The organism is Paenibacillus sp. J14, from assembly GCF_000518465.1.
GTDB classification, from domain to species: domain Bacteria; phylum Bacillota; class Bacilli; order Paenibacillales; family Paenibacillaceae; genus Fontibacillus; species Fontibacillus barengoltzii.
Map to the genome: position 1 here is coordinate 21,921 of NZ_JADQ01000028.1, position 25,027 is coordinate 46,947.

Annotated in this window: 19 protein-coding genes; 17 read left to right on the forward strand and 2 right to left on the reverse strand. The window is 41.0% G+C overall.

Annotation, left to right across the window (positions count from 1 at the left end; genetic code table 11):
* Window positions 1-302 precede the first annotated feature (302 nt).
* A complete protein-coding gene (locus M891_RS0112300; RefSeq protein WP_016314081.1) occupies window positions 303-500 on the forward strand; it encodes a hypothetical protein in 198 nt (65 codons plus the stop codon).
* Between the two features lie 147 nt (window positions 501-647).
* Complete coding sequence (galU, locus tag M891_RS0112305; RefSeq protein ID WP_028539054.1) at window positions 648-1,523, forward strand: UTP--glucose-1-phosphate uridylyltransferase GalU; 876 nt, start codon at window positions 648-650, stop codon at window positions 1,521-1,523.
* A gap of 50 nt (window positions 1,524-1,573) precedes the next feature.
* On the opposite strand, the gene M891_RS0112310 is transcribed toward galU, so the two are convergent.
* Window positions 1,574-4,030, reverse strand: coding sequence for an O-antigen ligase family protein (locus M891_RS0112310; protein ID WP_028539055.1), 2,457 nt, complete (start codon window positions 4,028-4,030; stop codon window positions 1,574-1,576).
* A 123-nt stretch (window positions 4,031-4,153) separates the two neighbouring features.
* On the opposite strand from M891_RS0112310, the gene M891_RS0112315 reads away from it, so the two are divergent.
* The 15 genes from M891_RS0112315 to M891_RS0112385 all read left to right on the forward strand — a co-directional run bounded on the left by M891_RS0112315 (window position 4,154) and on the right by M891_RS0112385 (window position 23,805).
* A complete protein-coding gene (locus M891_RS0112315; RefSeq protein WP_028539056.1) occupies window positions 4,154-4,936 on the forward strand; it encodes an ABC transporter permease in 783 nt (260 codons plus the stop codon).
* Window positions 4,926-6,128 (forward strand): ABC transporter ATP-binding protein, encoded by a 1,203-nt coding sequence (locus M891_RS0112320; protein ID WP_028539057.1) that lies wholly within the window; start codon window positions 4,926-4,928, stop codon window positions 6,126-6,128. Before M891_RS0112315 ends, M891_RS0112320 begins: the two co-directional genes overlap by 11 nt.
* Window positions 6,129-6,134: 6 nt before the next feature.
* Complete coding sequence (locus tag M891_RS24960; protein ID WP_084628884.1) at window positions 6,135-9,863, forward strand: glycosyltransferase; 3,729 nt, start codon at window positions 6,135-6,137, stop codon at window positions 9,861-9,863.
* 28 nt (window positions 9,864-9,891) lie between these two features.
* A complete protein-coding gene (locus M891_RS0112330; RefSeq protein WP_084628885.1) occupies window positions 9,892-12,669 on the forward strand; it encodes a YfhO family protein in 2,778 nt (925 codons plus the stop codon).
* A 1-nt stretch (window position 12,670) separates the two neighbouring features.
* Window positions 12,671-13,615 (forward strand): lysylphosphatidylglycerol synthase transmembrane domain-containing protein, encoded by a 945-nt coding sequence (locus M891_RS0112335; protein ID WP_028539059.1) that lies wholly within the window; start codon window positions 12,671-12,673, stop codon window positions 13,613-13,615.
* Between the two features lie 15 nt (window positions 13,616-13,630).
* A complete protein-coding gene (locus tag M891_RS0112340) occupies window positions 13,631-14,716 on the forward strand; it encodes a glycosyltransferase family 4 protein (protein WP_028539060.1) in 1,086 nt (361 codons plus the stop codon).
* 29 nt (window positions 14,717-14,745) lie between these two features.
* Complete coding sequence (locus tag M891_RS23855) at window positions 14,746-15,735, forward strand: glycosyltransferase family 2 protein (protein WP_036700321.1); 990 nt, start codon at window positions 14,746-14,748, stop codon at window positions 15,733-15,735.
* Between the two features lie 14 nt (window positions 15,736-15,749).
* The gene (locus tag M891_RS23860) at window positions 15,750-17,084 is read left to right on the forward strand and encodes a UDP-glucose dehydrogenase family protein (RefSeq protein ID WP_036700325.1); all 1,335 of its coding nucleotides are present in this window, start codon (window positions 15,750-15,752) and stop codon (window positions 17,082-17,084) included.
* A gap of 21 nt (window positions 17,085-17,105) precedes the next feature.
* The gene (locus M891_RS0112355) at window positions 17,106-17,849 is read left to right on the forward strand and encodes a sugar phosphate nucleotidyltransferase (RefSeq protein WP_028539061.1); all 744 of its coding nucleotides are present in this window, start codon (window positions 17,106-17,108) and stop codon (window positions 17,847-17,849) included.
* Between the two features lie 19 nt (window positions 17,850-17,868).
* A complete protein-coding gene (rfbC, locus tag M891_RS0112360; protein WP_028539062.1) occupies window positions 17,869-18,417 on the forward strand; it encodes a dTDP-4-dehydrorhamnose 3,5-epimerase in 549 nt (182 codons plus the stop codon).
* Between the two features lie 13 nt (window positions 18,418-18,430).
* The gene (gene rfbB, locus M891_RS0112365) at window positions 18,431-19,453 is read left to right on the forward strand and encodes a dTDP-glucose 4,6-dehydratase (RefSeq protein ID WP_028539063.1); all 1,023 of its coding nucleotides are present in this window, start codon (window positions 18,431-18,433) and stop codon (window positions 19,451-19,453) included.
* Window positions 19,450-20,325: a dTDP-4-dehydrorhamnose reductase gene (rfbD, locus tag M891_RS0112370; RefSeq protein WP_028539064.1), complete on the forward strand. Its 876-nt coding sequence runs from the start codon at window positions 19,450-19,452 to the stop codon at window positions 20,323-20,325. Before rfbB ends, rfbD begins: the two co-directional genes overlap by 4 nt.
* A 98-nt stretch (window positions 20,326-20,423) precedes the next feature.
* Window positions 20,424-21,362: a glycosyltransferase family 2 protein gene (locus tag M891_RS0112375; RefSeq protein ID WP_036700329.1), complete on the forward strand. Its 939-nt coding sequence runs from the start codon at window positions 20,424-20,426 to the stop codon at window positions 21,360-21,362.
* 110 nt (window positions 21,363-21,472) lie between these two features.
* A complete protein-coding gene (locus M891_RS0112380; RefSeq protein ID WP_028539066.1) occupies window positions 21,473-22,402 on the forward strand; it encodes a glycosyltransferase family 2 protein in 930 nt (309 codons plus the stop codon).
* On the forward strand, window positions 22,399-23,805 hold the full coding sequence (locus tag M891_RS0112385; RefSeq protein ID WP_028539067.1) for an undecaprenyl-phosphate glucose phosphotransferase: 1,407 nt from the start codon (window positions 22,399-22,401) through the stop codon (window positions 23,803-23,805). The genes M891_RS0112380 and M891_RS0112385 overlap by 4 nt, the downstream gene beginning before the upstream one ends.
* Window positions 23,806-23,879: 74 nt before the next feature.
* On the opposite strand, the gene M891_RS0112390 is transcribed toward M891_RS0112385, so the two are convergent.
* Window positions 23,880-25,022, reverse strand: a complete 1,143-nt coding sequence (locus M891_RS0112390; RefSeq protein WP_198032035.1) for an acyltransferase — start codon at window positions 25,020-25,022, stop codon at window positions 23,880-23,882.
* Window positions 25,023-25,027: the final 5 nt, after the last annotated feature.

Sequence of the window (25,027 nt, forward strand, 5' to 3'; positions counted from 1 at the left end):
GTACTCCACAAATTAATACTACTTTTTGCACCCCTAAAAGTCAAACAGAAAATTCCAGAATATTGAAGAAAAACACCCTGCAAAGACACCTGTTTTCCTATCAAATACAACTTGTGGAAGGTTTGTGAACTCGCCCGCCAAAGGGGTGATAACCGATCTTTATCAATGATCAAAAAATCGCTGATATGCTATAATGAAAGCGTGAACAAATGAGGTGCAGCACGGGGTTGATAGAGGTTAAGGAACTGCGCAGCACCTCGTTTTCCAATCTTCGCTCACAAACTTTTAGGAGGGTGAAAGTGATGTTTGAAGGTTTCCTCGAGATGCAGTCTGTCGTGACTCGTGTACACGGACAATTGGAAATCGACGGCGAACACGAATACCGCAAAATCGAGTTCGGCACCGAACGTCTCCTGCACACCCCGGAGCCGGGCAATCGCATCCGCAACGAGGAACAACTTCCTCAGCGCTTCACATGGCGGAAATTTTGGATCCAATAATTCCATACTAAAATCTGCAACAATCAATATTCGTATAACTTAAGTTGGACTCGGGGGAATCCCTGGGTCCTTTTTGCTAACGGTCTATTTGGGATATGGTATAATGACACTAGTTAAATCATTTATGTACGAGGGAGCCATCATTTTATGAAAATCCGGAAAGCCATTATTCCCGCAGCCGGGCTGGGAACGCGTTTCCTGCCTGCCACGAAAGCCATGCCCAAAGAAATGCTGCCCATCGTCGATAAGCCGACGATTCAATATATTGTAGAGGAAGCCGTGGCTTCGGGGATCGAGGATATTATTATTGTAACCGGTAAAGGGAAACGGGCGATTGAGGACCACTTTGACGCTTCATTTGAACTAGAGTATAACCTTAACGAGAAGGGCAAGTACCAATTGCTTGAAGAGGTCCGCAAATCATCGGAAATGGCGGATATTCATTACATTCGTCAGAAGGAACCAAAAGGTCTTGGACATGCCATTTGGTGTGCGCGCAAGTTCGTCGGTGACGAGCCCTTCGCGGTATTGCTTGGCGATGATATTGTGGAGTCGGAAGTCCCTTGCCTGAAGCAGATGATCGATGTATATAGTGAACATCAGGCTTCCATCGTAGGGGTTCAACCGGTGAGCTGGGATGAGGTATCCCGTTACGGGATCGTTGATCCGGCGGCGGTTCGGGATCGCGTCTACGAGGCGAAGCAACTGGTGGAAAAGCCAGAGGTTGGCCAAGCCCCATCCAATCTGGCGATTATGGGACGTTATATTTTAACACCCGCGATTTTTGACATCCTGGACAACCAGCGTATTGGAGTTAACGGAGAAATCCAATTAACCGACGCCATTTCACGGCTCGGCGAAACTGAACGAGTATTGGCCTACCACTTCGAAGGCACCCGCCACGATGTCGGCGAGAAGTTGGGCTTCATCAAGACTTCGATCCACTACGCCCTCGAAAATCCGGAGCTCCGCGATGAGTTGATTAAATATATGTCAGAGATTATCTTGGATAGCTTAAACTAACAAAAAGCCGGCCTTTCCTTAAGGAGAGACCGGTTTTTTGCTGTAAGTATTTAGAATGTTAGGTTAGCTAACTGCTCAATCGATGCCTTTTCGGATGGATCAACCTTCAGCAATCGGTCGTACACCGCTTGGTCGGTAGCTCCTGTCTTCTGCAAAGCAGCTAGGTACCAACGGGCAATTTCGCGGTTTGTACTATCGGACAAATCATCCTTAATTCCAACTTTGAAGATTTCAGCTGCCTTGGCCGGTTCATTCATCATAAATTGCATTTTACCAGCATTTAGGACCATCGGCTGCGTAATCTCAAACGGATTCCCCTGCATTTGCCCCTTAGGCAACGTCTTCAGATGCTCTACACCATCGACAACATGCTGATAGGCGGCTAATCCGGTTTGGAAATATTGCTCTTTCTGAGCGACATCCTGTTCGCCAAGCTTTTGATATCCAAGCTCATAGGATTGGACGATCAGGGTTTCGTACCAGCTCATATCATAAGCATAACGATCTGCATTATCGCGGTAAACCTCATAAGCCTTGTCGTATTCGCCTTTGGACTGGTACAGCTTAATCAGTTGTTTGTACATATCCTTGTTGAAAGGCTCTTTTTTCAGCGCATTCGTGAGGAGAGTTTGTTCCTGATTGTAGAATGCCTCGTCTTTCGTCTGATCAAACCCGGCTTGCAACAGAGAGCTTAAGTACAGTACCGCATCGGGTTGGCCGCTGCGTTTCTTGAGCGCTTTATCCAAAGGAGCCTTGATCTCCTGGAAATCTGTGCTGGTCGCGATCAATTCTTTGCCTTTGGCCGCAGCACCGACGGCTTGAATATTCCGGATCGATACAAAGATCAAGATCAGGGAAGCGACCACCATGATCGTACTGTACAACCCGCGCATCATTCCCGGTTTAACGGTGAATTTTTCGACCGGTCGGCTGTCCATCGCTGCTGCCATCCCTGCAAGCCCCAGGAATACTAAGATGCCCAGGAACACATAGCTCATGTTAAAGTCCATCAAGCTGTGCATCAGGATCGAAAGGACAATAATAAAGTAAACGAAATAGGATTCTTGTTTCTGCTCATCTGCTTGAATATATCCGCGAATATACTTATAGAAAATAAAAGCCAAAAATGCGATCAACACAAGGAAGCCTAAGAGGCCTACCTCAACCAAGTACTGCATCACAAAGCTGTGTGCTTGACGGCTGGTGTATGGGTTGTTCTGGTATTTTTCATAGATCGACGCCCAGGCACCGCCGCCGGCCCCAATAATCGGATAGTCTTTGACAACCTTCGCTGCATCCTTATAGAAAGTCATCCGTTCCAGGAAGCTGTGCTGCTGCAGGTTAAGGTTCTCCAGGCGTTCCCCGATATTCCCCGGCAATATATGCTTCAGGTTCGTCCCGAGGAATAACGCAGCTAAAACAGCAACCGCAAGTACCGAAACGAGAGGCAGCCACAAGCTGGCAAGTTTCTTGCTTGCCCATTTGCGAGTTCCGTTCTCCAATCGAGGAGCGACAAAGCGTTGAATCAAGCAAGCGATGGCAGCCAACACGATGGAAGCGGCCAGGACGTAAAACCAGCCCTTGGCCGGGTCGCCGATTTGTCCCAGATGGAATTGTTGCCCCAGCTCTGTGACAGGCTTGGCAATGACCAGCGTGCCCACTCCGGCAATGAGACAGTAGACGATCCAGAGAATCTGCTTAGCTGGTTTCAAGAACAACAGTAAGATGATAAATACGATCGGCAAGAAAACCAAGCCGCCCCGGGATAACGTGAGTAGAATCGAGAGGGCCATCGGCACAAGCATGAATGCATGAATAGCTTGGCTATACCATTTTTTTGATCGTGTAATCGCGAAGACAGCAACAAAGAAAAATGCCATCAAAAACGCCGCATATGTATTCGGGTATTGGAATACGGAAGCGAGCCGTGGGCCATTCGCATCCACCCAAATGGCTTGGGTATATTGCCCGTTTGCGACTGTACCTGAAAACCAGCCGACGAGGGCCGACACAGTTTTCCCTTGTCCCAGCCAGTTGAACAGGCCAAACAGCACAATGATATATCCAACGGTGATCACCGTCGTTTCAATGACAAGGTTCGACTTGCGATTTTGCAGCAAATACAATGAAATGACAAACATAAAGGCATAAAGCGACTGAATCAGCACCATATTGGAAGCAAAGTACTGGCTTGCTGCTGAAATTAGTGCGATAATGTAAGTTATGGGAATAAGCAGAACGAACAGAGCCGTCCAATCCCGCTGGTCTTCCAGCTTGAGGCTCTTGAAATAGGTTGCAACCCAACCTAACATCAGTAGACTTCCGACAAGCACCGCCCAATAGAGGGGTCTCTCGAAGTCTAGGACAAGCCCGTTAAACAGCCCAGCTTGGAACGGCGCCCAAACCAGAAACAAAATCAACCCAATCATCAACACCAACAATGCCGCAGGTAACTTCTCCCGATTTCTCGACGCTGCGGCCATTTTCCCGTATACTGGTTTCGACACGTGTTTAGCTCCTTTGCGAATAGATACGACAATAATTTTAGCATAGATGATAGTGCGGAGCCAGATTTACATTATTTCACAATTGAGCTGTTGCTTTAGGTGTTATTTTATGGAGGTTATTTAATGAGTTTTTGGAAAAATAGACTGTTAATATGGCAATTTGTCAAACGTGATATTAGTAGTAGATATAAAGGGTCTTATCTGGGGATGTTATGGTCCATATTAACACCACTATTCATGCTTGCCATATATACTTTTGTTTTTAGTGTGGTTTTTCAGGCAAGATGGAACATTAATACAGAGAGTAAAATAGACTTTGCGTTTATTATCTTCTCGGGAATTATTGCATTCAATGTGTTTTCTGATGTAATACTTAGATCTCCAAATTTGATAATTAGTAATGTGAATTTTGTCAAAAAAGTTGTTTTTCCTCTTGAGATTTTGGTCGTTGTCGCGGTAGGATCCTCTCTATTTTTAGCCGGTATTAATGTATTAATCCTTGTTTTAGGGCAACTTTTCCTTAGTGGGATTATCCATTGGACAATTATTCTTATTCCACTTGTCCTACTGCCATTAGTATTGATAACCCTCGGGTTAAGTTGGTTTATTGCTTCCTTAGGTACTTATTATCGCGATATAAATCATATTATAAATTTGATTGTTTCGGCTTTGATGTTTTTGAGTCCTATATTCTATCCTGTCTCTAATATTCCAGATAATTTAAAAGGATTATATAGCTTAAATCCTATTACTCATATAGTGGAGGATATGCGAAGAGTGATAGTTTTTGGGCAACTACCAAATTGGGAATGGATATTTGTGGGAAGTATTATAGGATTAATAATATCATTTTTGGGATTAAAATGGTTCAACAAAACAAGAGGAGGGTTCTCAGATGTCCTCTAATATCTCCATTTCCGTTAAAGATGTGAGCAAGTGCTACAGAATATTTGATCGACCTCAAGATCGCTTGAAACAAAGCTTTGTTAAAAATAAGAAGTATTATAAAGAATTCTGGGCTTTGAAAAATGTTTCATTTGACGTATTTCGTGGACAAACTGTCGGGATAATTGGTCGCAATGGTTCTGGGAAAAGTACAATTCTCCAGATCATAGCAAATACACTTAAGCCCACATCAGGAGAAGTGGCTGTGAATGGTAGAGTGGCTGCTTTGCTTGAACTTGGAAGTGGGTTTAATCCCGAGTTTACCGGAAGAGAAAATGTGATCATGAACTGCACAATTATGGGATTAAGTAGTACAGAAATTCAACAACGCTTGCCATTAATTGAGGAGTTTGCTGAAATTGGTGATTTTATTAATCAACCGGTCAAACTATATTCTTCGGGTATGTTTGTAAGACTGGCATTTGCTTGTGCTATAAATGTTGATCCGGATATTCTCGTTATTGATGAAGCACTAGCCGTAGGAGATATGCGATTTCAATTAAAATGTATGGACAAGATAAAGTCTTTCCAAAAAGAAGGGAAGACTATACTTTTTGTTAGCCATGATTCCTACTCCATTCGTAATATTTGTGACGAGGCGATCTGGATGATGGACGGGCATATTTATCGACGTGGTGATGCTAAGGTGATCATTGAAGAGTACCAAGATTATATGAAGGCAGATAATGAGGTACAAGTTCAGAATGACGATGATAAACCTGAGTATGAAAATAATAATGACATCCTTAACATTTCAAAGGTAAACATCGTGGGGGATGATAATAATATTGTTCCTTTTAAGGAACCAATCACAGTGGAAATTCACTATACACTTAAGGAACCGGTTAAACAGTTGTTGGGCGGAATTGCGATTTATGATAATCAAAACAACTATATTTGTGGTTTGAACACTAAATTGAGTGGTTATTCCCTTCAGGACGAACCGGGCAATTATATATTGAGATTGAAATACAATGAAATGAATTTAATGCCGGGGACTTACTTTATTGATGTAGGTTTCTTTGAAAGTGCGGGTATCATCCCTTTGGCTTATCAGGGGAGGGTCCAATCTTTTAGAGTTGTTTCCGGTGAATATGTTGCCGAGGGCATGATTTATCTGGATCATGATTGGCTCTTGCTAGAGGAGGAGTAAATCATTATGCAAAAGTATGATCATGAGCTTGACATGACGTCGGAAAACTCAGCAACCCTGGTTTTGAGAGAAATCAAAATGGGTTCAAAAGTTCTTGAACTGGGACCTGCAACAGGTTATATGACCCGTTATATGAAAGAACAACTTCATTGTTCTGTATATTGTATTGAGTATGATTCGATATCTGCAAAACAAGCGTCTGTATATTCTGAAAAGATAATTGTCTCTGATTTGGAGAAAATTTCAGTTTGGACCAAGCAACTTTCAGGTGAAAAATTTGATTATATTCTTTGCGTGGATGTATTAGAACATTTGAGAGATCCTCATAGAGTTCTCAAAGAAGTAGTTCAATACCTCGACGAGGAAGGCACTGTCATCACCTCGATACCCAACATTTCCCATAATGCTATTATTATGAGTTTATTGCAAGGTGAGTTCAAATATAATCAGCTTGGATTGCTTGATAACACTCACGTTAAATTTTTTACTAAAGAGTCAATTATAGAAATGCTTGGGGAAGCAGGTCTAGAGATAGTGAAAATGAATGCAACAAAAGCTAGACCTGAAGAAACAGAATTTCATAAACGTTATGATGAGTTTCCAGAGTCAATTCAAGATCTTTTACTTAGTAATCCTGAAGGACATGCTTATCAATATATTTCTGTGGCTAAAAAAATGTCGTCATCTCACAAGGATAGTATTGCGTCGTTTCCGATCTCAACTATCGAGCCTATTTATGATCAATTACAGGTTTTTTGGAGTGAAGATGGCGACTTTTCTGAAGAGAAATCAGTAAAATATCACATGCATTATGACAATAAGTACCATGTCTATAAAATTGCTATACCTTCAGTATCTATGAAGAAACTTCGGATAGACCCTGGTTCTTGGTCTGCATTTATTGATATTAAGTCTATTAAACTTGTAAAAATAGATGGCAGTAATATAAGAATAATTCAAGAATCATCAGCTGATAATGGATTTGCTCATTTATTTGTAGCTAATCACTTGACTGTAATCGATAAGGAAAATGAACTTAAAGTATTTGCGTCTAGCAGAGATCCGCAAATAATCTGGGATTTTCCAGAATTATCTGTAGAGGGTGCTTTTGAACTTTGGATCGAGCTTTCGGCTCTAAAAGGTAGTCTCCTTGTCGCCCGTATGGAGTCTGTGATTTTGGATTATAACACTCGTATAGGAAACTTAGATCAACAATATAACAGTTTAAATAATGTATATCGCACTCTAGAGGAAAAATATGAGCAGTTATCAAGGGAGCTAGAAGTAGAAATTGAGGAAAAGGGTGTTTTGTTAGAAGAACATCAAAACCAATTAGATAAGTTACATCAGGAACTGGAAACAGAGCAAAAAATGAATGTTCAATTAAGAACATTGGTTGAAGAAATCGAAAATTCAAGATCTTGGCGAATGACAAAACCTTTACGCCATGTAGGATACTTATATAGAACAGTTAGACACAAAGTATCGAAATTTATTTCGCTTGTAAGTCGGCGTCAGTTCATTATGGAACAGATACCGTTGCATAATCTAAAGAGTATTGATAAGGACCTGTGGGAGAGTATAGGCGTGGATCCGTCGTTTATCTTGAGGGGAAAATTTCCTACCGGCTGGGTCCTTATGAAAGCAACCACATTGACGGAGAACGATATGCCTTTGAAATTATATTGGGATCGTGGAAACGGCTTATCTGAGCAGGATAGTGCTAATGTTGGCACAGTTACTCATGGGCCTCAAAAGGAGCAAACATTCAAGGTACTAATCCCAAATGATGCGATCTCCTTACGTCTTGATCCAGGTGAAGAACCTAATCGATTCTTACTGAGAGACTTAAGATTTATAAAAATAAGTAAATATCATGTTTTTATTGACTCCTTAAGAAATTACACTCGTATGCGCGGAGGAATTATTCGATCCTTACTTCCATTGTCTCGTAAAGCAATTTCTATTTTAAAAAGATCCGGATTAACCGGGTTGAAAAGCCAAGCTAAACGTGCATTGGGTTTATCGAAGACAGACTTAACTCAAAATTATCAAAATTGGGTTAAAGCCAAGAAGCTAACAGTTAATCGAATACAGGAGATCAAGCATGAAATCAGTCAGTTTAGCTACAATCCGCTGATATCAATCATTGTCCCTGTTTACAACGTAGATGAAAAATGGCTGAGAAAATGTATAGAATCTGTACGAAATCAATTGTATCCAAATTGGGAATTGTGTATTGCGGATGATGCATCCCCCAAAAAGCATATACGAGAGGTGCTAAACGAGTATATGCAATTGGACTCGAGAATTAAAGTTGTTTTCCGGGAAGAGAACGGGCATATTTCCGAATGTTCAAATTCTGCATTAGCTATAGCAAATGGTGAGTTTGTCGGTTTACTAGATCATGATGATGAATTAGCAATAGATGCTTTGTACGAAAATGTAAAACTGCTGAACAAGCATCCAAATGCGGATTTAATTTATAGTGATGAAGATAAAATTACGGAAGAAGGGGAGAGACATTCACCTTTCTTTAAACCGGACTGGTCACCGGATCTGTTACTTTCCCAAATGTATATTTGCCACTTTAGTATTTATCGTAAGAGCATTATCGACCAGATTGGTGGATTCCGTAAGGGGTACGAAGGAAGTCAAGATTATGATTTGGCTTTACGATTTACGGAAATAACAGATGCCATTTATCACATACCTAAGATTCTTTACCATTGGAGAACCATACCAGAGTCAACTGCTTCGGGGGCAGTTGCAAAAAATTATTCTGATGATTCTGGTTATAAAGCCTTACAGGATGCTGTAATAAGAAGAGGCTTGAACGCTAAAGTTGAAAGAATAGATATTCCTAACGCTTATATTTTACGTTATCAGCCTATTGGTGACCCCTTGGTATCTATAATCATTCCTACAAGGAATATGGCGGATATCCTAGAAAAGTGTCTGATTTCTATTTTCACAAAAACTAATTATCCGAATTTCGAAGTTATTATTGCAGATAACGGGAGTAATGAAGAGGAGACCATTCAACTTTTTAACAAATGGATGGAGAAAGAGCCTAATCGTTTCAGAGTGATACGAATTGATATCCCGTTCAACTATTCAAGGATAAACAATAATGCGGTTTCCGAAGCAAAAGGCGATTTAATTCTTCTCCTTAATAATGATGTTGAGGTAATAAGCGAGAACTGGATTACGGATATGGCTGGACAAGCAGTACGAGAGCAAATTGGTGCTGTAGGAGCATGTCTACTGTATCCCGACAATACCATTCAACATGCTGGAGTAGTACTTGGCATTGGAGGAGTTGCTGGTCACAGCCATAAATACTTCGATGCTGAAGATTATGGGTATTTTTCAAGATTGAGGTTAATCAGTAACTATTCCGCTGTTACAGCTGCTTGCCTAATGGTGCGTAAATCCATATTTGAAGAAGTTGGGGGATTGGAGGAGGACCTACAAGTTGCATTTAACGATATTGACTTCTGCCTTAAAATCAGAGAGAAAGGTTACTATAATATTTTCCTTCCACAGGTGAAGCTATATCATTATGAATCCAAGAGCCGAGGACATGAAGATACCCCAGAAAAAATAAGACGATTCAATAGTGAAGTAGATTATATGAAGAAAAAATGGGGTACCCAATTGGAGAACGATCCTTTTTATAATGTTAATTTAACAAAGGAAAGAGAAGATTTTAGTTTGGGGTTTATTAGATAATTGTCTAATTTGATAGAAAGGACATCATATGTACCATAAGATAAAGAACTACTTCAGTAGACCGATTATTGGAACGTTGACACTTTTCTTTATGATAGTATGTTTATTCTTTTATAAGATTTTTATTGGGCAGATTTATTCACCTACTAATCTTTTGTATGCCATGCCTCCTTGGAGTTCAGAAAATAGCTCAGTTGTAAGTAGTGGGGCACTAATTTCTGATCCTATCGATTCTTTTTTACCGAGTGTGCAAGTATTTAAAGATAGTATTATGCATGGAAAATTAGCTTTGTGGACATCAGATCACTCTATGGGTGTTTCAACAGTCGTAGAAACTATTAGCTTTTTATTTTCGCCAAATACGTTAATATATCTAGTCTTTCCATTAGAATATGCAAGTAATATTGATCTGATGCTTCGTGTGTATATTTCATTAGTAGGTATGTTTTTATTTTTATATAAATTGAAAATGAATGTTAATGCTGCGCGATTGGGTGCAATTATTTTTTCATTTTCACTACCTATGGTTGTTTGGTTAAACTGGCCACATATATGGGTTTCTTGCCTGGCTCCATGGTTGTTTTTAAGTGTTCAAAATATATATGAGTCTAATCGTAAATGGATTCCGATAGCGAGTTATATTATTGCTTGCATGATTAATGGTAATATGCCTGCTTATGCAGCTTATTATCTTTATGCAGCTGGTGCATATTATGTTTATCTAATAATTAGAAAAAGTGTAAAAACTAAAAGTTATAGATTCTTTTTTTCAAAATCTATTGAATTTTCAGTATCGGTAGTATTAGGAATAGGAATGGCCTTTGCATATATCTTTAACTTTTTAAAATATATGAATGGTATTGGATTTATAGAGCAAAGAGAAGGTTCATTCCACTCCTTTGATTCAATGAAGTATTTAATAGCTCTATTTGATCCAAAGTATTTTAGTAGTTTAGAATTACCGACAATTCATATTAATGAATATAGTAGCTATTTTGGTGTAATAACTCTTTTTATTTTCTTTTTTTCTTTTGTTTACTGTTATAAACGTCATTTCAGGGAACATTTATTCTGGGCCATTTCTGCACTTGTAGTAGGTTTGGTTATTTTCGGAAGTCCATTAACGGAGTTGTTCTCACACCTTCCAGGAATCGGAACCTCATTAGCTACACGATTAGTTGGACTAATGGCGTTTTTAGTAGCTGTCACTTCAGCATATATTTTTAGTTATTTATTCGATAAATCAGAGAACAATTTAATGTTTACGAGTATTTTGTTTTCTGTAATGGTTGTAGGGATATTACTATTTACTGGAATGAGGTCTCTTGATGAGTTTAAGATTAACTCAACATTATTAATATCAGTTTTTATATTGCTATGCGCAGTTATTCTGCTAACTGTAAGTGCATTAAATATAAAAATAAAAAAAGCAGTAATGAGTCTTTTAGTCATACTTTTAGTAGCTGATGTGTTTAGAGCAGGGATGAACTATAATCCAACAGTAGATAGAAATAGCGCATCATTGAATCCAGAAACTGAAATTACTAATTTTCTGTCAGAAAATTTGGGAAATCAAAGATTTGTAGCATTAGGGACTTGGAATGTATTTCCTAACACATCGGTGTTTTATAATATTATGGACTTGAGAGGGCATGGTTTCTTTCTCAGAGAAAATAGGATTAAAAATTATCTTCTAGCTATTGATTCTGAAAGTTATATTACTGATACAAGGACTGGCTTCAACAATATCACAAATTATAATCTACTAAATACTGCTTCAGTAAAATATATAGTTTCAGAAAATGGCATTGGCGAAGAGATGCCTCAAGCATTATTAGATGTTCAGAAGTTTGTCCCGATAGGTAAGATTTTACCTGATACATTAATTGAACAGAGTTTTATTAGCAAGAAGAGTAATCTAGCTTCAGTTTCAATTCAATTTGCAACATATGGTCGTAGCTTTAAATCAGAAAAAGGAAATATTCAGTTTCAATTATTAGATAAAGATAACAAGGTGATTAGAGAAGAAAATATAAGACTATCTGACTTAAACGATAATGAGTTTTATTCAGTGTCGTTTGAGCCTGTTAACGATTCTCTGAATAGTCAATATAAATTTAGAATATTCACAAATGATACGAACACTGATAATGCACCTACAATCTGGTCCTCGTCAACAAAAGCTTATGAGGAGGGAAGCTATTATCTCAATGGTATTGAACGGGATTCGACATTAATGTTTAAATTAGGGTTTTTCCCCGAAGGTTTGATTAAGAATACTGAAAAAGTAAGTGGAGAGTTAGTTTATGAGAATTTAAACGCACTTCCGCGTGCTTATTTGATTAATAAAGTACAATATATTGAGAATTCTGAAGAAATTCTTTTACAAATGTCTGAGGGGGGAGCCCTTGAGAAGGCATATGTTGAAGAGCCGCTAGAAGATGAGATTTTTTCAACTGATCAAGATTCAAAGATCACTGCTGTTGAGAATCTTGTTGACCAAGGTGATAAGATTACCATGGAGGTTAATGTTGAAGAGCCGCAATTTTTAGTATTAAGTGATAATTATCTTGAAGGATGGTCCGCTTTTATTGATGGAAAAGAGGCTAAATTATACCGTGCCAATTATTTATTTAAGGGAATTGAGGTGCCAGCAGGGAAGCACAACGTGACTTTCAAGTATGAGCCTAGATATTTCAAAACTAGTATAATGGTGAGTGTTCTTTTTTATTTGCTTGGAATTAGCTACTTCATTGCTCTGGCTCTGAGCAAAAAAAGAAAAAGATCATCTATGAACGAGGTCTGAAATGAAACGTTATTATCGGTATATAGGAGTAGCCATTGTCATTTTTTGTTTGGCATTCTTCGCGAAATACCTTATCGAAAATTTCAATAAACTCCCCAAAATTAATTGGGGAGTTTATACATGGAGCAGTTTAGTTCTAGTTATTGTTATTTATACGTGTAACCATTTGTTAGGAAATTTGGCATGGGCTAAACTGATTAGGTCGACTGGTGAATCATTATCTCTAAAAAATGCAATCATAATATTCTCATTATCCCAGTTTGCCAAGTATATTCCGGGGAATGTAGCACAGCACATTGGAAAGGTAACTCTTGCTAAGGCCTACAAATTGAAAATTCCTAATATTGTTACTTCAATGATAATGGAAATCGTATTGCTGGTGGCTACTGGTGGTTTATTATCAGGTATCTTTTTTCCTTTTATATCAAAGCAATATTTTAGTGAAATTATTGGCATTCCTCCTTTATGGAGCTTTATAGTCATTCTATTTTGCGTTATTGCATCACCGTTTTTATTATTTTGGTTTATTAACAACAAACGGCCCCGCTTTCTAAAGAAAAAGATCGGAGAAGAAAAAATACTTATCCCTCACACTAAAGTGATTATCGAATGTTCTATCTATTATGCTCTAGGTTTCATATTAATGGGTTTGTTAACCGGAATAATTGCAAGATCAATTTTGAATATTGATGGGAATTACTTCATTTTATTAACAGGTATTTATATTATTTCTTGGATTGCTGGATTCTTGATGCCTGGTGCGCCTGCAGGAATGGGGATAAGAGAGGTTATTCTTGTAACTGTTTTATCTCTTGTTTTTACGCCTGAAGAGACTGTTGGATTAACTGTTATAATGCGCTTTATTTCAGTAATAGGGGATTTTCTGATATTTATAGCTGCTTTAATAATGATATCTATCTCAAAAAAAGTGTCGATTGATCAATAAAGCGCAGGAGGAAATATGGAGAACAGTCAGAAAACAACCGTTTGTTATTTTGGATCTCACAAAAAAGATTATTCAAGAAATAATATAATAAAGAAGGGATTATTAGAAAACGGTATAGAGGTAATCGATTGTAGTTCGAGAAGTAATGTTCTATTAAGGTCATTTGTATTATTTGCAAAATTTCTAAAAATCAGAAAGAAGATCGATGTAATTATTGTTTCAGAAATGAGTCATGCTGCTATGCCGTGCGCCAAATTTCTAAGTGCATTATTCGGCAGGAGAATTATTTTTGACCCATTGATTTCAGCCTATGATACAATTGTAGAAGATCGGAAAATTATAAAAAAGGGTTCTTTATTGTCGAAAATTATTCGGTCTCTGGATAAAGTTTGTATGAGAATGTCTGACATTGTTATAGCAGATACCGAAGAACATGTAGAATACTTTTCTGAGCAATTAGGGGTTCAAAAGAGTAAGATCAAAGTAATTCCGGTCGGGGCTGATACTGATATATATTATCCTTCAAGTTCAGATTTGAAAAACAAAGGGAAATTCTCAGTGCTATTTCAGGGTACTTATATCCCCCTTCACGGTATTCAATATATCATTGAAGCAGCTAATCAATTAAGAGACCACCCGGATATTCATTTTACATTGATTGGAAAAGGACAGGAATACGAGAATATAGTAACTAGAAGTAAGGAATTACAGTTAAAGAATATTACATTTGTTCCTATGATCCCTCAAGATGAACTGAGAATGCAGATAAATCAATCTGATCTATGTCTTGGGATATTTGGAGAAACTTGTAAGGCCAAAAGAGTCATCCCTAATAAAGTATACCAATATTTAGCATGTTCAAAGCCTATTATTACTGGGGAAAGTCAGGCTGTCAAGAAGTTGCTTCAGCATAAAAGAAATGTATATTTCTGCGAAATGGCGAACTCAAGTTCGTTATCAAGTGCTATCTTAACTCTAAAAGAAGATGCTTCTTTAAGATTAGAGATTGCTGATAAAGGGTATGAGTTGTTCCTAAATGGCTTAACACCTAAGCATATTGGTAAAAGCTTTGCAGAAATTATTTTTAGTTTATTGAAATGATGCAATTCATTTGGAAATGAGGGGTACAAGTGAAGCTTATCATTCAAATTCCATGTTTTAATGAGGAGGAGACATTACCGATTACCATTCGTGATATTCCTAAGAAAATCCCGGGAATTAGGGAGGTAGAAGTTTTAATTATCGATGATGGGAGTTCGGATAATACTGTTGAAACAGCAAAACGATTGGGAGTAAACCACATTGTCCGATTCCCTAGAAATAGAGGTCTGGCCGAGGCATTCAAAGCAGGTATTGATGCATGTCTTAAATTAGGGGCGGATATCATTGTTAATACGGATGCTGATAACCAGTATAAAGGTAGCGATATACCCAAACTTATTGCTCCAATTCTTAACGGGTCTTATGAAATGGTTATTGGGGATAGAAAGACTGACACGATAGATCATTTTTCGAAAACCAAGAAGTTTTTTCAAAGATTCGGAAGCAGTGTGGTTAGAAAATTATCAAGGACTGATGTCCCAGATACTACCAGCGGATTTAGAGCATATTCAAGAGATGCGGCACTCAAACTAAATGTAGTATCAGAATTCACTTATACGCTTGAAACAATAATTCAAGCAGGTCATAAAAAAATAGCTGTAGGGCATGTAGAGATTGGAACTAACGGAAAATTGAGAGAATCCAGATTGTTCAAGGGGATATTTAATTATATGCGAAGATCGGCAAAGACCATTATCCGCATATATACTATGTATCGCCCTATGAGAGTATTCATGACGGCCGGTTTGATATCTGCCTTGATAGGAATACTGATTGGTGTTAGATTTTTATTTTTTTATTTTGGAGGGAGTGGCAGCGGTCATATCCAGTCTCTTATTCTTGTTGCCGTTTTATTAATTATAGGGTTCCAATTAGGAACACTTGGACTCATTGCAGATCTAATTTCTAGTAACCGAAAACTGCTCGAAGATGTGTTATATAGAGTGAAAAAACTTGAATTAAATGCACACGGAGAAAATAGCGAAGTAGTTAGAGTGAATAGCAAAAAAACTTCATAAAGGTGATACTAATAATGAATATTGCAGTTATAGGAACTGGATATGTAGGTCTAACCTCAGGTGTTTGCTTTGCTGAATTAGGAAATAATGTAATATGTGTTGATATTAATGTGGAAAAGATAGAGCAGCTTAATAATGGAGTTATGCCTATCTATGAGCCCGGACTCGAAGAACTAGTCCTAATCAATAAGGCACAAAAGCGTATATCGTTTACTACGAATTTTAAAGAAGCTGTTCATAATTCTGAGATAATTATCATCGCTGTAGGTACTCCTTCATTAGCTGATGGAGATGTGGATCTTTCCTATGTTAGATCTGCAGCAAAAGAAATTGCAAATCATATAAACGATTATAAAGTGATTGTTAATAAAAGTACGGTTCCAGTAGGGACTGGTGAATTGGTAGAGAATATTATTAGAAGTACTGTAAGGGAAAAATTAGAATTTGATGTTGCGTCTGTACCGGAATTCCTTAGAGAAGGGACTGCCGTTAAAGACTTTTTTAATACTGAAAGGATAGTTATTGGTACGAACAGTGAAAAAGCTAAGTCTCTATTAGTCGATCTTCATTCTCCATTAAACACATTTATTCAAATAACGGACATTCGAAGCGCTGAGTTAATTAAGTATGCAGCGAATTCTTTTCTCGCAATGAAGATTTCATTTATTAATGAAATTGCTAACCTAGCTGAAACTCTAGGTGCTGACATAACAGACATTGCAGAAGGAATCGGCTCAGATTCAAGGATTGGCAAAAAATTTCTTGCTGCTGGGATAGGTTTTGGAGGAGCTTGTTTTCCAAAAGATACGAACGGCCTCATAAAAATTGCCGAAAAAGCCGGTCATGATTTTAAATTGCTCCAGGAAGTTGTAAATATTAATCAAAATCAATATAAGAAATTGATTGATAAACTGAAATTAGAAATTGACGATATTTGTCAAAGTACAATTTCCATATTAGGGCTCAGTTTCAAGCCTAATACGGACGATATCAGGGATGCGCCATCAATAAAATTAATTAAAGATTTATTAACCTTATATCCGGGTGTAGAAATTCGAGTATATGACCCTATAGCTATGCCAGCCGTACGTGATGTAATAGGAGAAAAAGTATTCTACTCAGAAAATATAGAGCAGGCAGTGGATAACTGTGATGCTTTACTTATAGTAACGGAGTGGAATGAATTTATTGATTTTGGTCTTGAAAGATATAAAAAACTATTAAAGCATCCTGTTATTATAGATGGAAGAAACTGCTTTGATTTAACCGATGCATCTGACCAGGGAATTACGTACCATAGTATTGGAAGAAAACCTGTTGTTACTGAATTTCACCAAGTATTTAATTAATAAAGAAAAGAGGGGTCGATTTTGAAAGGCATAATCCTAGCAGGAGGAACAGGCTCCCGGCTGTACCCATTAACCAAAGTCACCAACAAACACTTATTACCTGTTGGTAAATATCCAATGATTTTTCATGCAGTAAACAAACTGAAACAAGCAGGCATAACTGATGTTCTAGTTGTAACAGGTAAGGAACACATGGGAGATGTAGTTAATTTACTTGGTAGTGGCAGTGAGATGGGCGTTTGTTTCACCTACAAGGTACAGGATGAAGCTGGGGGAATTGCCCAGGCTTTAGGTTTAGCGGAGCATTTTGTTGGCGATGATCAGATGGTCGTTATTCTCGGAGATAATGTTTTTGCCGATGATATTTCTCCATTTGTGGACAACTTCAAAAAGCAGAAGACAGGAGCGAAAATCCTTATTCAAGAAGTGCACGATCCTAAGCGTTTTGGGGTTCCTGAATTACAAGGTGACCGTATAATATCGATTGAAGAAAAACCGCAGAACCCTAAGTCGAATTATGCTGTGACAGGTATTTATATGTATGATTACAAAGTCTTTGACATTATTAAGACCTTAAAACCTTCTGCACGCGGAGAACTGGAAGTAACCGATGTGAATAATGCATATATTGAACGAGGAGAACTAACCTTCGATGTGCTGCAGGGTTGGTGGACAGATGCAGGAACGCATGCCTCATTAGCACGTGCTAATGAACTTGCCAAAGATCTAGAGTTTGGAGAAGAGTTTGGGAAACTTAAGCTATAGAAAGGGAGGTTTTTAAACGATGAAGCTCACCTCGCTTAAGTTGGAAGGCGCGGCCTTGCTTGAACCGGTGGTTCATGGAGATCACCGGGGTTTTTTTATGGAAAGTTACAATGAGTCCATAATGCGTCAGCTTGGAGTGAATTTGGAATTCGTTCAGGATAATCAATCATTGTCGGCCGAGCCAGGGGTACTTCGTGGGTTGCACTATCAGTTGAACCCCAAAGCTCAGACGAAGTTAATTCGGGTGTTAACTGGGGCGATCTATGATGTCATCCTGGATATTCGTCGGAGCTCACCAACCTATGGCCAATGGGTTGGCGTTATTTTGAGTGAGTACAATAAGCGGCAACTGTTAGTGCCTAAAGGCTTTGCGCACGGGTTCTGTACCCTCGTACCAAATACCCAAGTTTTATATAAAGTGGACGAATACTACTCGCCGGAACATGATCGCGGCATACTATGGAATGATCCGGCTTTAAACATTGATTGGCCGGTCAGTGAGCCGTTGCTTTCGGACAAAGACCGGAGGCATCCGACATTTGCGGAGGCTGAAATGAACTTCGATTAGGAGGATTCCTTTCATGAAACTTCTCGTTACAGGCGGTGCTGGATTTATCGGCAGCAACTTTGTTTTATATATGCTGAAACAGCATCCAAATTACCAAATCATAAATGTAGATGCACTAACTTATGCCGGAAACCTGGAGAATTTGAAGTCGGTGGAAGGTAATCCTCATCATACTTTTGTGAAGGCGGATATCGCGGACGCTAAGGCAATGGATGAATTGATTGGCCGAGGCGTTGATGTCATTGTTAATTTTGCGGCAGAGTCGCACGTGGATCGCAGTATCTTGGAACCGGATATTTTTGTGAAAACGAATGTACTGGGGACGCAAGTTTTGCTTGATGCGGCGAAAAAGCACGGGGTCAAAAAGTTCGTTCAAGTCTCTACCGATGAGGTTTATGGAACGTTGGGAGAAACGGGATTATTCACGGAAGAGACGCCGCTTGCTCCGAACAGTCCTTATTCGGCAAGTAAAGCTGGCGGGGATTTGCTCGTTCGTGCTTATCATGAGACCTTCGGACTTCCTGTAAATATCACGCGATGTTCCAATAACTACGGCCCTTATCAATTCCCGGAGAAGTTAATCCCATTAATGATATCCAGAGCCCTTGCGGATGAAGCGTTGCCTGTGTATGGGGATGGTCTCAATATTCGCGATTGGCTTTATGTGGAGGATCATTGCAGTGCGATTGACCTTGTCATTCATCAAGGGCGTGATGGCGAAGTCTACAATATTGGCGGTAATAATGAGCGAACCAATTTGCATATTGTGCGTACGATTCTCGAGCAGCTTGGCAAGCCGGAAACGTTGATTAAACATGTGCAGGATCGTCCAGGGCATGATCGTCGTTATGGGATTGATCCTACCAAAATCATGAAGGAGCTTGGCTGGAAACCAAAGCACACGTTTGAAACGGGGATAAAGGAAACCATTCGTTGGTATCTAGAAAATAAGGAATGGTGGACCCGGATTCAAACGGGGGCCTATCAAGAGTATTATGCCAAACAGTACGGTCATCGTTTGGGTGATCCATCATGAGAGTGCTTGTAACCGGAGCGAAAGGCCAGCTGGGCCATGATGTTGTGCAGCTTTTCGAGAATGCTGGACATCTTGTGCTGGCATGTGATCGGGACTCGTTGGACATCATCGATGAGGCAATGTGTCTGGCGCGTGTGCAACAGTTTAAGCCGGATGCGATCATCCATTGTGCAGCATATACGGCGGTCGATCAGGCGGAAACCGATGTTGATGCCGCATATGCCGTGAATGCTGTAGGAACGCGTAACATGGTGTTAGCGGCAGAGCGAGTGAAGGCGAAGTTCTGCTACATCAGTACGGATTATGTTTTCGATGGAACTGCTGTTTCACCTTATCAGGAATACGATAATACCAATCCCCAGAGTGTCTATGGGAAGTCAAAACGAGCTGGAGAAACATTGGTTCAAAGCCTGTCTTCCGCGTTTTTTATTGTTCGGACATCCTGGGTATTTGGTTTGCATGGACATAATTTCGTGAAGACGATGCTGAAACTTGGTCAGGAAAAGCCATTACTTAATGTTGTAAACGATCAAAAGGGTTCCCCTACTTACACGGTAGATCTGGCTGCATTTCTGCTGGAATTGATTCAGACCGAGAAATATGGGATCTATCACGCTTCAAATACAGGGGAATGTACATGGTTTGAGTTTGCCCAGGCCATTTTTGAAGAGGCATCTAGCGTGTTTGGGCAAGGTTATTCGGTACGTGTAGAGCCATGTACAACCGAAGATTTTCCGCGACCAGCTCCGCGTCCTCGAAACTCGGTTATGGATCGCCTATCCATTCGCACAAATGGATTACAGGATTTGCGGCCATGGAGAGAGGCGCTTAAAGCATTTCTGATTGAACTAAAAGCTAACCAGGAGAGATAAATTCTGGTTAGCTTTTGCTATTAACCTCTGAATTACCACGATACATAGAGGGTTTGATATAATACCTACAAGAAACCATAGCAAAGGAACCTCACCCCATGAATCCAACCGTCAGCATCCAAATCGTTACCTATAACAGCGCCAAGGACATCGAAGAATGCCTGGACGCCGTACGACAACAAACCTATCCGATCCAGGAAATGATCGTTATCGATAATGCATCCACAGATGGTACGGTGGAGCGGGTACGAGCCTATATTGAGCAGACCCATGCGAACAACATCCACTTGGTAGCTAATTCAACAAACACCGGCTTTGCTCCAGCCCACAATCAGGGGATTCGCATGACGCAAAGCGATTATGTGTTGGTGTTGAATCCGGACGTACAGCTTGGAACTGAATATGTTGAGCGGCTTGTGAGGGGGATGGAACAACGTCCGGAGGTGGGAAGTGCCACAGGGTTGCTTATCCTAAAGTCGTCCCCGGATATCGTGGACAGTACCGGTTTGCTGATGAATGGGATATGGCGTGCTTTTGATCGTGGGGCAGGGGAACCGGCGAGTCGATGCAGAGCATCCGGCGAAGTATTTGGCGTATCGGGCGCCGCGGCCATGTACAGACGCAAGATGATCGAAGAGCTATCGATGGATGGCGAGTTTTTTGATGCGGATTTTTTTGCTTACAAAGAGGATGTTGATGTCGCTTGGCGAGCTAACTTGCTTGGCTGGAAAGCCTATTATTGTGCGGAAGCCGTAGCCACTCATGAGAGAGGGTGGAAGAAGGGGAGCCGTCATACGCAGCCTTTGTTCATTCGTCGGTATTCTTACATCAACCGATATAAAATGATTTATAAGAATCTATCAGGAGCACGATGGATGAAGCATTTGCCGAAGCTGCTGGCTTATGAGCTGGCGAGCAATGGATATATGCTACTAAGAGAACCTAAGGTGCTTGGGGCCTGGAAGGACTTTTTTGATAAAATGCCAGATTTGAAAAAGAAACGGCGGGAGATCCAGCGCAGAAGATTAATGGAATAGCTGCAATGTTCACCTTTTCTTCCGCTTTCTCCCTCTTTCACCTCCCTCATGCCATGATGTGCTATAATGTCGATAGATTAATTTATTTGTAGATTCGGAGCGCACATATCATGGATTTAAGTATATTGATCGTCAATTATAATACACGCCAGCTGACGTTGGACTGTCTGCGGTCGGTATACGACTCCGAGACGGTCTATCCGTATGAAGTCATTGTCGTGGACAATGCTTCAAGGGATGGTTCGGTGGAGGCAATTCAAGCTGAGTATCCGGAAGTGGTGCTGATTGCGAACCAGGAGAACACGGGATTTGCCAAAGCGAACAATCAAGGGATGGCGATCGCCAAGGGACGTTATGTTCTTCTCTTGAATTCAGACACCGTAGTGCAGCCCGATACTTTTCAGATTATGGTTTCCTATATGGATGAACACCCGGAGCTCGGGGCATCAGGGTGCAAAGTCATCCTGCCGGACGGTTCGCTGGATAAAGCGTGCAGAAGGGGCTTTCCTACGCCCTCCGCGTCTTTTTACTATGCTTTCGGATTCTCGAAGCTCTTCCCGGACAATCCGCGGTTTAACCAGTATCAGCTCGGGTATATGGATCCGAACGAGACGTATTCGGTCGACTGCCTTGTTGGCGCCTTTATGCTGGTGAGACAGGAGACGATTCGTCAGGTTGGCGGTTTGGACGAAACCTTTTTTATGTACGGAGAAGATGTGGATTGGTGCTATCGCATCAAGCAAGCGGGTTGGGGGATACATTATCATCCTGCTACATACATTGTTCACTATAAGGGAGCTAGCAGCCGGCGTAAGCCTTTCAAGATCATCTATGAATTTCACCGCGCGATGTGGGTTTTTCATAGGAAGCATTATCTTCGCAACTATTCTTGGGTAACGAATGCAGCCGTGTACTGTGGTATTTCACTAAAGTTCCTCTTATCTCTAGCAAAAAACAAATTACTCCCGGTAGGCACGATAACTCCATCGGGCGCAAACCAGCCGGAGTCGGCGGAAGTCAAAGTGGAGGTGAGATCATGATCCGTAAGAACCAACGGTTCTTAACTCAATTATATATGCTGACGGATTTTGTTTTCATCCAAATTTCCTTTCTGCTTGCTTGGTGGGTGAAGTTCGAAAGCGGTTGGATTCAGTACGAGCAGCCGCTTCCCGTGGAAATTTACGCTTTCTGGAGCGTCGTCTATGGTGCGATTGCGGTGATTGTGGGGATCTTAATTTCTTTGTACACCCCGAAACGCAAAAAGCGCTTCGCCGATGAAGCCTGGAAGATCTTGCAGGTTCATGTTGCTAGCTTGTTCCTTCTGCTGAGCTTGATGTTCTTCTTCCGGCAAGTGGACATCTCCCGTCACTATTTGGCGATATACATGACGTTCAATTTACTCCTGATCATGTTCTATCGGTATTTCTTGAAAAATGCCCTAAAGCAGCTGCGGAAGAAGGGCTACAATAAACAGTTTGTCTTGATTCTTGGAGCCGGATCATTGGGCCAACGCTTCCATGATAATTTGCGGCAATATCCTGAACTTGGCTATGAGATCGTCGGATTTCTAGATGATCAGAAAGTTTGGGAGAGAGGCGAGGCAGCTCGCTATAAACCGATCCTCGGAAGGATCGATGAGTTGGAGCGTATTCTGGAACAGAAGTTGATTGACGAAGTGGTTCTGGCGCTCCCGCTGGAGGCGCATCACCGATATGCTCGAATTATAGCCGTATGTGAAAAAGCCGGCGTAAGAACGTTAATTATCCCGGACTTCTTTGATTATTTGCCGGCCCGGCCCTACTTTGATAACTTTGCGGGAATGCCGATGATTAACGTTAGAGATATTCCGCTGGATTTGGCCGGGAACCGGGTCGCCAAGCGGATATTTGATATCGTCTTTTCGCTGCTGGCGATCATCATAACTTCACCGATCATGTTGATGGTTGCGATTGGGGTCAAGCTGACCTCCAAAGGCCCGATCATCTTTAAGCAGGAGCGGGTAGGGCTGAATCGTCGTACGTTCCAAATGTACAAGTTCCGTTCCATGCGGGTATTGCCTGAAGGGGTTGAGGACACGGGCTGGACGACCCAAAACGATCCGCGTCGCACCAAGTTCGGAGCCTTTATTCGGAAGACAAGCCTTGATGAGCTGCCGCAGTTCTTTAATGTATTGGCGGGGCATATGAGCGTGGTGGGACCGCGTCCAGAACGACCTTATTACGTGGATCAGTTTAAAGAGGAAATCCCAAAATACATGGTGAAGCACCATGTGAGGCCGGGGATCACCGGTTGGGCGCAAACCCATGGGCTTCGCGGAGACACGTCGATTGAGGAACGGATTAAGTACGATCTTTTCTATATTGAGAACTGGTCAATTTTATTAGATATCAAAATCGTACTGAAAACCGTCGTAAATGGTTTCGTCAACAAAAACGCATACTAACGGGCTATCCCATCACAAAGAAACGGTCTCTTCATTTCGAAGAGGCCGTTTTGCTTTTAGATCCTTCCATCTCCTCACCCCGCCATTCCTCGATCCGTGCCAACGTGCATCTTCCGCCAACGCCCTCGCATTTTGCGGTAACCGATGCACAAGCCTATGCTGACACAGGCGCACAGGATGAATGAAATCAGAGTTTGGGCGTATACACCAAGGCCGCCGAGATAATTCAAAGCTAGTAGATTTGTATATCGCAAAATAAAGGCATGCACCAGATAGGCGCCAAAGGAATATTTACCGATGAGGCTTAATGCGAGTCCCGCCTTGGTAGGCCGGGTGAGCAGGCGTTGTACCCCATAAAAAAGAAACGGAAGCATCGCGAGCGTGGCCCACAACATCAGCGGCTTCAGCGGCCCTGTAACGTTGGCGCTAGTCAAATAGTCGCCAGCTGCCGCGCCTTGGTTGATGGCGGCGATTTTGGTGCCGATATAGATCAGGAAAAGTACAGTAAGCGCCAAGCTGATCCCCCAGAGGGGGCGTACGGCCTTTTTCCAGCGCTCATAATACAAGCCGACCAATCCACCCAGTATGAAATAAAACGTCCAGAATAGAAAATTGCGGTCTAGGTAGCGATAGAGGGTACTTAAGATCGGTTGGTCCGATTGGAAAACACCCTTCCTCAGTGCTTCCAGCAAGAGCAAGTTGGCAGCCAGGAACACTAGAGTGACGGCCAAATTTACCTTAGCTGGTCGTTTGCCGGACAAGAGCTGCCGGAATACGGGAAACAGCAGATAAAACGGGATAATCATGACCATGAACCACAAGTGATACGAGGCTTTTCCCGTCAGAGCCAGCTCCAGCATATGCAGGAGATCTTTCCAGCTGCTGAAAATAGCATCTCCGCTGCGAAGACTCACCCAGATATAGTAGAAGATCGTCCAAAACAGATAAGGGAGGACGACCTGTTGCCCTCTTCTTTTTAAGAAGCGTCCAAATTGAAAGGATCGGTCGTAATTATAAAACAACACTACGCCGGTGATAAACACAAAGAGCGGGACAGCGAACCGAATCAATCCCAGAAAGGTTGTTCCCAAGCTGACGGATAACGGCGACATGTCGGGTTGAACGAACAATCCGGCGATAGCATGCTGCAGCACGACCGCCAGGAAGGCAATCCCGCGAAGGGCTTCAATCTCCTCCAGTTTTGCTTTTCTCTCCATAATGT